General features: G+C 38.5%; 16 protein-coding genes. 14 read left to right on the top strand and 2 right to left on the bottom strand.

The window, feature by feature from the left end; genetic code table 11:
• Positions 1-14 precede the first annotated feature (14 nt).
• Positions 15-236, top strand: a complete 222-nt coding sequence (locus tag M1V25_RS08390) for a hypothetical protein (protein WP_498842992.1) — start codon at positions 15-17, stop codon at positions 234-236.
• Here M1V25_RS08390 and M1V25_RS08395 read toward each other — a convergent pair.
• A complete protein-coding gene (locus tag M1V25_RS08395) occupies positions 205-534 on the bottom strand; it encodes a GIY-YIG nuclease family protein (RefSeq protein ID WP_498842993.1) in 330 nt (109 codons plus the stop codon). The two genes, M1V25_RS08390 and M1V25_RS08395, sit on opposite strands and share 32 nt — an antisense overlap.
• Positions 535-1,000: 466 nt before the next feature.
• Between M1V25_RS08395 and M1V25_RS08400 the strand changes: the two genes are divergently transcribed.
• From M1V25_RS08400 to M1V25_RS08415, 4 genes are all read left to right on the top strand, one after another.
• Positions 1,001-3,328 carry a Cro/CI family transcriptional regulator gene (locus M1V25_RS08400; protein ID WP_498842994.1) on the top strand — a complete coding sequence of 776 codons (2,328 nt, stop codon included), beginning with the start codon at positions 1,001-1,003 and terminating at the stop codon, positions 3,326-3,328.
• 346 nt (positions 3,329-3,674) lie between these two features.
• On the top strand, positions 3,675-4,211 hold the full coding sequence (locus tag M1V25_RS08405; RefSeq protein ID WP_498842995.1) for a hypothetical protein: 537 nt from the start codon (positions 3,675-3,677) through the stop codon (positions 4,209-4,211).
• 16 nt (positions 4,212-4,227) lie between these two features.
• Positions 4,228-4,500, top strand: coding sequence for an excisionase family DNA-binding protein (locus tag M1V25_RS08410; protein ID WP_498842996.1), 273 nt, complete (start codon positions 4,228-4,230; stop codon positions 4,498-4,500).
• A gap of 1 nt (position 4,501) precedes the next feature.
• Positions 4,502-4,678 carry a hypothetical protein gene (locus tag M1V25_RS08415; RefSeq protein WP_498842997.1) on the top strand — a complete coding sequence of 59 codons (177 nt, stop codon included), beginning with the start codon at positions 4,502-4,504 and terminating at the stop codon, positions 4,676-4,678.
• Here the strand turns inward: M1V25_RS08415 and M1V25_RS08420 are convergent.
• On the bottom strand, positions 4,662-4,985 hold the full coding sequence (locus tag M1V25_RS08420) for a hypothetical protein (RefSeq protein WP_498842998.1): 324 nt from the start codon (positions 4,983-4,985) through the stop codon (positions 4,662-4,664). The two genes, M1V25_RS08415 and M1V25_RS08420, sit on opposite strands and share 17 nt — an antisense overlap.
• 142 nt (positions 4,986-5,127) lie before the next feature.
• On the opposite strand from M1V25_RS08420, the gene M1V25_RS08425 reads away from it, so the two are divergent.
• From M1V25_RS08425 to M1V25_RS08465, 9 genes are all read left to right on the top strand, one after another.
• Positions 5,128-5,547, top strand: a complete 420-nt coding sequence (locus M1V25_RS08425; protein WP_498842999.1) for a hypothetical protein — start codon at positions 5,128-5,130, stop codon at positions 5,545-5,547.
• Positions 5,544-5,735, top strand: a complete 192-nt coding sequence (locus M1V25_RS08430; RefSeq protein ID WP_498843000.1) for a hypothetical protein — start codon at positions 5,544-5,546, stop codon at positions 5,733-5,735. Before M1V25_RS08425 ends, M1V25_RS08430 begins: the two co-directional genes overlap by 4 nt.
• A complete protein-coding gene (locus tag M1V25_RS08435; protein ID WP_498843001.1) occupies positions 5,728-6,015 on the top strand; it encodes a hypothetical protein in 288 nt (95 codons plus the stop codon). Before M1V25_RS08430 ends, M1V25_RS08435 begins: the two co-directional genes overlap by 8 nt.
• Before the next feature lie 62 nt (positions 6,016-6,077).
• A complete protein-coding gene (locus M1V25_RS08440; RefSeq protein WP_498843002.1) occupies positions 6,078-6,296 on the top strand; it encodes a hypothetical protein in 219 nt (72 codons plus the stop codon).
• A gap of 5 nt (positions 6,297-6,301) precedes the next feature.
• On the top strand, positions 6,302-6,697 hold the full coding sequence (locus M1V25_RS08445) for a hypothetical protein (protein ID WP_498843003.1): 396 nt from the start codon (positions 6,302-6,304) through the stop codon (positions 6,695-6,697).
• Positions 6,666-8,090, top strand: coding sequence for a terminase large subunit domain-containing protein (locus tag M1V25_RS08450; protein ID WP_498843004.1), 1,425 nt, complete (start codon positions 6,666-6,668; stop codon positions 8,088-8,090). The genes M1V25_RS08445 and M1V25_RS08450 overlap by 32 nt, the downstream gene beginning before the upstream one ends.
• A 142-nt stretch (positions 8,091-8,232) precedes the next feature.
• Positions 8,233-8,562, top strand: a complete 330-nt coding sequence (locus M1V25_RS08455) for a hypothetical protein (RefSeq protein ID WP_498843005.1) — start codon at positions 8,233-8,235, stop codon at positions 8,560-8,562.
• A complete protein-coding gene (locus M1V25_RS08460; RefSeq protein ID WP_498843006.1) occupies positions 8,559-9,326 on the top strand; it encodes a hypothetical protein in 768 nt (255 codons plus the stop codon). The genes M1V25_RS08455 and M1V25_RS08460 overlap by 4 nt, the downstream gene beginning before the upstream one ends.
• A gap of 89 nt (positions 9,327-9,415) precedes the next feature.
• A partial coding sequence (locus M1V25_RS08465; RefSeq protein ID WP_498843007.1) for a hypothetical protein occupies positions 9,416-9,595 on the top strand: 180 nt, incomplete at its 3' end.

Genomic DNA, 9,595 nt, shown 5'->3' on the forward strand with positions numbered 1-9,595 from the left:
TAGGAGAAATAGAGATGAGTGAAAAAGCTTACCCGAACACACTTTGTGACGAAATAAAAACAAAAGAGGTAACGTCTTTATTAAAAGCGCTTATGCCGAAACACACACACGATCATTTTGTGCCGGTAGGTTACCTATACACCTATGTTGGTATTTTACTAGCTAAAATGAATACAGATAATTACTTGCGTCTACCTGATGGCTTCAACCTTGTCGATTACATGGGGGAGATATAGTGTTAATTAAATCTGTTTCTATCGCTAAACGAGTTAATTTATCGCGTACGGTAAGTGCGGCTATGTGAGTGTAATCGTGATATTCTAAACAATTGATTTGAGTGTGTTGAGCTAAATATTTGTCTATTCGATCTTGAAAGTTTTCAGTTTGACCGATGTAAAGAATTTCAAATTTGTGATTGGTTTGCTTGAGGAAGACATATACTCCGCCTACAGATTGAAAAAGCTGACCTCGTGAGTACAGACTGAAATTTAAATCGTGATAAATCGTTCCTTGAATCAGGATATCCGTACGCATAATTAAGACCTTAATAGTTTAGTTAGTAGCAAGCAAAGGTTACCAACTCTCTGAGCGAACAACAAGACCTAGTTAGTAGCATTTCTAGCCGAAGTTCAGGGAGTTGGTTAAAAAAGGAGAAGAATAATGAAACTGATTCAGATGATAAAAAACTTGTTCAAAAGTAAAAATGTAAAAAATGTACACACGAAAGGTATAAGATTTAAACATAATCAAGATGTAAGCAAACAATATGGAAAACGACAATTTAAAAAAGGATAAAGGAAAAAGTTGTCGTGCAACAGGCAAAAGTTGCCAGTTTTAGAGGTTTATGCAACAAATCTATAACAAACGGCAACTTTTTATATTGACACTTCCAGTTTTGGCAACCTCTTTTGGCAACCTATAAAGTTGCCGAAAGTTAAAAAATGTAACAAAACCGGCAACTTTTTACTATTTATTGGCAACTCATTTTTAGGTTTAAATAATGAACAAACAACATTTAATTGAATACTTCGGTAGTACCCGTAAATTAGGATCTGCACTACAGATCAGCCATCAAACTATCTGTCAATGGCAAGACACTGTCCCGGCTAAACAAGTGACCCGTTTATTGCAAGTGGTGGATAAAGACTACCTTAAGCTGTTCGGTAAGACTTTGATTGATAACGGTTATAAGATCGTGCCTATTAAAGAAGGCAGCAAGAGCCCTAATTTAAGAGAGTGGACGTCAATTGATGCTACCTACGCCAATGTCGATAACTGGGTAAGAGGAGGCTTCCAGGGCGTTGGTATCTTGTGTGAACACACCCCTGCTATTGATATTGATGTACATGACAAGAGGATAGTCGATCAACTGATTAATCTCATCGAGTCAGAGTGCGGTAAAGTAGTATTGACGCGTGTTGGTCAAGCGCCTAAAGTGATTATCCCGTTTCGTGTTGATGCGCCCGTACACAAGCAAACCTCTCCAAGTTATGTGGACGTCAATGGTAAACTTAATCGGGTGGAAGTACTAGGTAAAGGACAGCAATTTGTCGCTTTTGGTACGCATCCTGAGACAAAGTGCGCTTATCAATGGACGTCTGAGGAGTCCTTACTAACTGTCATACAAGATCAATTGCCGTTATTAACCCAGACGCTGATTGATAGTATATTTGCGCACTTCCATCAAATTATACCGTTTGATTGGATTGTAAACAAGGCTCCTGCACTCACTCCGACTAAATCGTTGGATAACGTTAAAAACAAGCCTAGCATCTCGGAGAGTCAACTTTTTCAAGCATTAACGGTTATCCCTGCCGATGAGTACGACACTTGGTTAAAAGTAGGTATGGCTTTATATGAGCATTACGATGGGCAACGCAAAGGCCTAGAGTTATGGGACAACTGGAGTAGTAACGCTGACAACTACGACGCTGATATCCTTAAAGCGAAATGGCAAAGCTTTAAAACGAGTACGGAAGTCACTAACGCGGTAACCGCTAAAACGATATTAGCTTTAGCTACCACCGTGCGTAAAGCTGATTACGACGTTAAAATGCAGCAGTTTTACGAGCACCATTATTATGTAGTAACCGAAGATGCGGTGTTAGATACACGTTTAGCAAGGCACAAAGAACCTTTACCTATCGCTAATTTTTTAAGAGCGAATCTTAACTTTTACCGCTTGGAAGAAGATCCTAAAGGGAATATTAAACGCATACAAATAGCCGAAGAATGGTTGAAGAATGATAACCGAAAAACTCTAGCCAGACGAGATTACCGACCTGATAAGCCTCAGTTCTTTAACGATGATGACGGCGAAGTCTGTTATAACATATTCTATTGGCCTGAACATCAAAAAGCGTCACAACCTATTGATTTAAAGCCTTTCTACACCCATCTTGAATTACTCTTTCCGCTGGAAAAAGAACGTGAATGGTTCTTGGATTGGATGGCGTTTACGTTACAGGCTCCTCATATCAGAAGCCCGATTACACCTTTGCATATCAACTTACAACATGGTTTGGGAAGGGGATTGTTGGCTAAATTGTTACGATCTTTAGTTGGGCGACACAATGTGGGTAAATGTGATATAGACCACTTTGGTACTGGATCTAAAGGTCAATTTAATGATTACTTATTCAACAATATACTGTGTATTATGGAGGAGATGGACGACGGTATTAAACATTATAAAATAGCGGATAAAATCAAAAGCGTACTCACCGACGACGATCAACGAGCCAGTATTAAATATCAACAAGGTAAAGACTTAATCAGTTACACAAATTTTTTATTTTTTAGTAACAACTTAACGGCACTTTCCTTAACCGAAGAAGATAGACGCTTCAATGTGTTTATAAGTGATATTACCCCTAAAGACGAACACTATTACATCAAGATGGCTAAATGGTTAGACCGTAAAGAAGTAATAGCGGCAATATTTTATAGGCTAAAAAACAGACCGCTAGACATAGACGCTTTTAAAGGACAAAAACCGATGAAGAATGAAGCTAAGAAGCGTTTAATTAGAGAGTCTAAATCGGAAACAGAGTTAGCGTTAGATGAGTTTTTAGTTAATCCGCCAGCTGCGTGGATGACGTTTCAACAGATTAAAAAACAATTGGATGGTGGACTAGATGAGTTTGAGAGTCCTATCAGTGTTCAACAACTAAAGCTATTACTTAAGCGGTCACGATTAACCTATAAGCCGGAAGAGTTAAAAATAAAAATTAAAGGTAAATATTATAATCATTGGTGCCTAGATGTCACAACGAAACACTGGGATAACGACCAAATACGTGAGGAAATAGTAAAGCATCCTTTATAACTTAGGGTCCTAGGGTCCTCGAAAAGGTCCTATCAGGACTGCCACAGGACCCTAAGCCAAACCCTTTATTTATAAAGCTTTTACTCTATTAAGGGTCCTAGGGTCCTATGAAAGTTATATAAGTTTAGTTAGAAAATTAAATATAGGTGTGTGTTACATATATTACAAATCGCTACATTTAACGTTTATAGAGAAAGTTTTCGCGAGGTCATAGGACCCTAGTAACTTTTTAGATAAAAGCCTTGAACCGTAAGGGTTTAACGCTTGTGTTTTATAGGACCCCAGTGAGGACCCTACAGGACCCTTGAATAAAAAACAAAAGCAACTCAACTAGAAGGAGAAGACTATGTATGTTAAAAATAAAGAAGACAAATTGGCCTATTTTGATAAATATGCGATTGGTGATTCCGCTTATTTAAGTGAAAGTATTGTTTTACAAGCCTATAAAGATTTGCAAAGTTTAACACCATCTTATTGCCCGTTATTTGTTAATTTTAGACCACTAAACGAAGCAACGATACCACGTATCCTCTACGGTGTTAGGCGTAGTTATCTGTTTATTCATAAACAAACAACGATTAAAAACGACCGACACAACTGGCGGGGATTAAAAAATCTGATAGAAGATCAAGGTATTCGTCGGTATCAACGTGGTTGGGGTAAACATCGGTATAACCCTAAGCGCTACATATCCGCCATAGAGTGTCATGTAGCGTGTTTAATTCATCCACAGTTACGTCTTATGTTGATTGATGATTGTAGACAGCAGTGTGTATATTGGACGGTTACTAATTTGAGTGAACGCTTACGCTTTGTAGATTTAGACCAAGAAATGGCTAAATTGTACAAACCGGATGATGCCAATTATGTATGGTCCAACTAAAAAAGGAGAACAATAAATGATTATAAACATTGTAACCCAAGATGAGTTAGCGGCTTTTGAAAACAAGCTGCAAAGTCATTTTGAGGAATTGAAGAGGCTTATCTTACTCTCTCACTCGACTTTGTTTGATGTTGAGATTGACACTAAAGAGGCGGCTAAACAGTTAGGTTGTAGTGTAGCGACAATATCAAATATGCTCGAACGTGGTGAATTACGTAGTGTCAGCAATACAACTAGCCATCGTTTTAAATTTGCCGATGTGTTGGTTCAAAAAAGGAAAGCCAGCTAAAATGGATGAAATAAAACACAATAACCTTTGGAAACAGGCAAGAGCGTTATTGAAAGCGCAACAGAGCGGTGAATTAACGATGCAAGATTGGTTATCAACGCCTAACGCTGTGATTAAACGGTATTTTATGATTAACAATCAACAGGATAAACGTAAAGGAGTTAGTGTAACGATTTAATCATTAGAGTCATAACAGAGCTAATGATAACGATTGTTGAGAAAAAGCCTCCAATCATCATGCGTAGTAAAAATTTAAATTGCCGGTCCATTTTAGCATCGACTTTATCGAATTTAGCATCCATCTTAGCTTCTAATTTTTCGATTTTATCATCAAGTTTATCGATTCTGGCGTCAAGTTTAGCGATATCCTCTTTGACCTCTTGGCGCAAGGTGGCGATATCTTCTCTAGTTGCGGCGTGCATTAACAGATCAACCAGCTTATCTTGAGTGATTTCAAGCTTAACGGGGTTATTTTTAGTGGTCATCGTTTTATTCCTTTCTTTTACTTTTTTACCTGCTTGACAAATAAGCTAAACCTAGGATAATAATGGTTTGTAATATTGCGTGTCTTAGTATTGCGACCAAACAACACTAAGACACTAACCACAACCTACGACCGGGTAAGTCATGGCTAAATTAAGTATAAGATTTGCGGCGTGTATCGTCAACAAGATTAATTTGTTTGTTATGATTGTATTAACAACGTTTGTCTCTGGGTGCTCGCTCCTCCCTACTCCAAAGATTACCGATATCATTGCGCCAGATCAAAAAACGATTAATCGTACCAGCGTCTATACCAATTTACAAGCCGGGGATAATGCGATGCTTGTTGAGGATATCGGCGATAGAGAGGGGATTATATTAAGCCCAAGAGAAGCGTTGATTATTATTTCACGACCCGCTGAGTCGCCGTTTGAGATTAACTATTTTAGCTATGACCGTAGCTGGTGGGCTTATGGGGTATCGGCGTTGTTTTGGTTTTTCTTAGCGGTACTGGTGTTGGCGGTTATTTTGTTAATGCGTGTGTTGATGAGAGGCAAGAAATGAGAGTGAAAGCGTGTGAGCATTTAAGCGGACTGGCTAAAGATATGTGTGAGATTGAGCATATGGCTAAGATGATTGAGTCAATCAATAAAGAGAAAGCCGATAAAAAGCTGTGTAAAGCACAAGAGCGTACAAACAAAGCCGATGAGCGGGTAAAACGCGCAGATAGAAAAGGAGTAAAATATGAGTGATTTTATTAAACTGAGTGTTTGGGACCCCCATTATAGCGTCGGTTCTCAAGAATTAACGGTTGTGTTGAACGTAGCTAATATATCGCATTTTACCTTACAAGAAGCGGCTATGGTTTATCTTAACAGTGGTCAAGTGTATATTTTAACGCAGAAATCGGTAGAAGCGATTGCTCATCGGTTTTTAGATCAAAAACTGTTGGAACCAACACCCAATCAATTGGCAGAAGACAGTTACCTTACCCAAGCTGCAAAAAAAGTGTATAAAAGCGTGATAGGTTGATGCAAAAGAGGCGTTGTTTTGTTATAATTTGTAACTTATTAAGGCTGTGTAAAAGGTGAAGTATGGGGTTGTGGGATAGCGTAATTAAAAAATTTAAAGCACTCGATAAAATAGGGCAAATAGCGGTGATTGCTACCGGATTATTAGTGATTACGTTTAGCTTAGGGATTATCAAGAAAGTAGTTGCGTGTGAGCATTCTGCTGATAGCCATCCAAAGCGTATTGTGGCCACCGATTCAGTAAATGATCAATCAACTGATCCGTTAATCGAGAGTGAGTAAAAGCAATGGTTAAAGGTGAGTCAACGGGTGGACGGCCACCTTATGTGCTTGAACAGGAAGATATTCAACTTGCGGAACGTTTAGCAAAACACGGCTACACTAAAAAATCTATTGCAGCGGCTTTAGGTATAAATGAAAATACATTCTATGATATTATAGCTCGCGATGAAGCCTTTTCGAAGTCTATAAAAAAGGGGATTGCCGAGCATTGTGCCAATTCTGAAGACAGGGTGTTAGCAGGTGATTTATCGCCTACTCAGTACATTTATTGGTCAAAAACGAAATGGAAAAACTTCTATCCACAAGAAGATAAGCAGGTTGAATCTAAAGTGAATATTCATTTGACTGATGAGCAAGCACTCAAAATTGATGAGATTGCAAAAAATGCTTCAAGCAGATGAAATTGTCAAACTTGCTAACGAGCATATCAAAAAGCATTTTTTACACTATCAGCCGCATGACAAACAGTTGCAATTTCATCATGCAGGGGCAAAGGCCAAAGAGCGTTTGTTTTTAGCGGGGAATCGTACCGGAAAAACGTATTGCGGAATTATTGAATCGGCAATGCACCTGACCGGTAATTATCCGAAGTGGTGGCAAGGTAAGCGTTTTAACCGCCCGATTAAAGCTTGGGCAGCAAGCGTTACTAGCGCATTAACCGCGGAAGTCTTGGAACGGGGTTATCTAGAGGTGATTGCGGAAGAGTTAATATTACGTCATGATGCGCTTAGAAACAGTTATTGGATTCAACATCACTCAGGCGGGACGTCAGAATTAACCTTTAAATCGTATGAACAAGGTCGTAAGAAGTTTCAGGCAGCTAAGTTAGATTTAATTCATCTAGACGAAGAACCTAGTCGTGATATTTATGTCGAATGTTTAACGCGATTGATGTCAACCGAAACCAATACGGAAGGTGCTTTATTACTGACGATGACACCACTCTTAGGCTTAACGGAGTTAGTGATGGACTTTCAAGACACCGAAGTAAAAACACAAATCAAGAATGCGCAAGGCATGATCGAAGAAGTTACAGAGCAGGTGAAAAGGGAGGAAGGTCGGATACTGAATAACCGTTTTTATGTGCAAGCCTCATGGGATGATAATCCGCACTTACAGGACAAGGAAAAACAAGAACTAGAAAATGCTTTAAAGCCACATGAAATTGAAGCGCGAAAACACGGTATTGCGTCTTTAGGTAGTGGTTTAGTTTATCCTGTGTGTGAAAAAGGTTTCACGGTTAATCCTTTTGATATTCCTAAACACTGGTCAAGAGTATATGGATTGGATTTTGGTTGGACTAATCCAACCGCAGCGTTGTTTGCGGCGATTGATCGAGACAGTGATGTTCTGTATTTGATTGGTGAATATTATGTGGCTGAAAGGACGCCCCAGCAACATGCCAACAGTTTATTGGCAATGGGAGCAGCAACTATACATGGCGTATATGACCCAGCAGGTGAACAGGCATCCCAACGTGACGGCGGGGATTTGGCCACTCTTTATCGACAATCCGGGTTACGCTACTTAACCAAAGCCAACAATGCCAAGGAAGAAGGGGTAATGGAAGTGTTGCAACGATTTCAAAACAGTAAGCTTAAAATATTTAGTAGCTTAACCCAGACATTGAAAGAGTTACGGATGTATCATCGTGACGAACAAGGCAAAATTAAAAAAGGGAATGATCACTTAATGGACTGCTTGCGTTATATTGTGATGAGTGGGCTACGCATTGCAGCAAATCAGCCACCGCGGGTAACACAGCCTAGAAATTATAACGGCTGGGATTTTTAGCGGTAAAACAGTCAAGCTACGTAAATCAAGGACTCAAACGCTTGTTTTACACTTAGTTACAAACTGTAATTAAAACGTAATTGTGTTAGCTCCCTGTTTAGCGGTATGCTAAATTGCGTAAACTAAATTGAAGGAGATTATTATGCGAAAAATAACATCGACACTGATGACAGTAATCCTGTTACTATTTTCGAGCTTAGCGCTAGCAGATTATATTACCCCCGAGGGAAATGTTGAGATAGCTGAGGGTGTCTATGCAAGGGAGTCTGCCGCCAAAGAAATAAGGCGTTATAATGCAACATATGAGGTTGTCAAGTTATATCATCAAGATATCAATGATATTGATGAAACATTAACTCTAGTACGGAGTAAAAATAATTGTATAATTCTGCAAATCAACACAAAAGGGAAGGTCAAAAATTTTATTAACCAAGTGTTTATAACTGACGAATTTGAGGAGTGTTTAAAATGATTAAACCGAATTTATTAATAATGCTTTCTTTATTATCAACATTATCGTTTGGTAGTGCGAGCCAAAAAAGCGTTTATTTTTGTACTAAAGACTTAGATTCGTTACAATCGAGTCCAGAATCGGTAACCGGACAAAATCCAGATAATAAAGGCAATCTTGAGATGCAGGTCTATTTTCCGTTGGAGAATGATAAACATACTGTTTTCAATTTCAGGCATTGTTTTGTGACTTTTGCTAGTATCGATAAAGTAGATAAAGGTGTTTTACACTTGAAGCACGTTAGAACATATGGTTACGGTGGGAATCCGAATCCACAAGAGCATAAAAAAACAGGTGGGGCTTATCATGAACCAAATTTAGAGGGTAAGGTTATATCCTGTGTGCCTGTCTTTGAAAGTTCAGCGTTATCTAACTCAAGTGAAGATATTTATGATAAATGGACTAAAATAAATAGAATAATGGATGAAGAGACTGAATCAGCCAATTATAACACAATCGGTCATAATTGTTGTTCGGTGGCTTATCATGCTGTTAAACATGCCGGTGGTGATATATCGAATATTAATCCTTCAAACTTTAACTTATATGGAATGGGTATTCATTGGGGACAAACGATAGGAAATGTAACCGATTACTTAACCGTATCAACGCATAACAGTATCAATTATGTGGCTAATATTGTTAATTTATCGGCTCAAAGTGAAGCTTCTTCAAATCAATCTGAAAAGGGTCAGGATCCAGAACAAAAAACAGAAGACTTGTAGACAGGAAGGTTTTATATTGACTAAGTGAAGTTCAATTAATTGACTTTTTTATGCTATAATAGGTTTTAATTTTACCTTTACTTATGGTTATGTCTTATATTGAGCCTAACTTTTTCAGCTCACTTCAAACCGGTAGACGGGCGCTCGAAGCCAAGCATCTTTGGCTGGGTAATGACTCTCATATAGAAACCCCTACTCGATTAACTCCGGAGCTAATGCCTTTACCACAGGGGATGATTATTATCGGTAATGTCGATAATGTAGGACAA

It is taken from the genome of Candidatus Nebulibacter yamunensis, from assembly GCF_024208055.1.
Lineage (GTDB): Bacteria > Pseudomonadota > Gammaproteobacteria > Francisellales > Francisellaceae > Caedibacter > Caedibacter lacustris.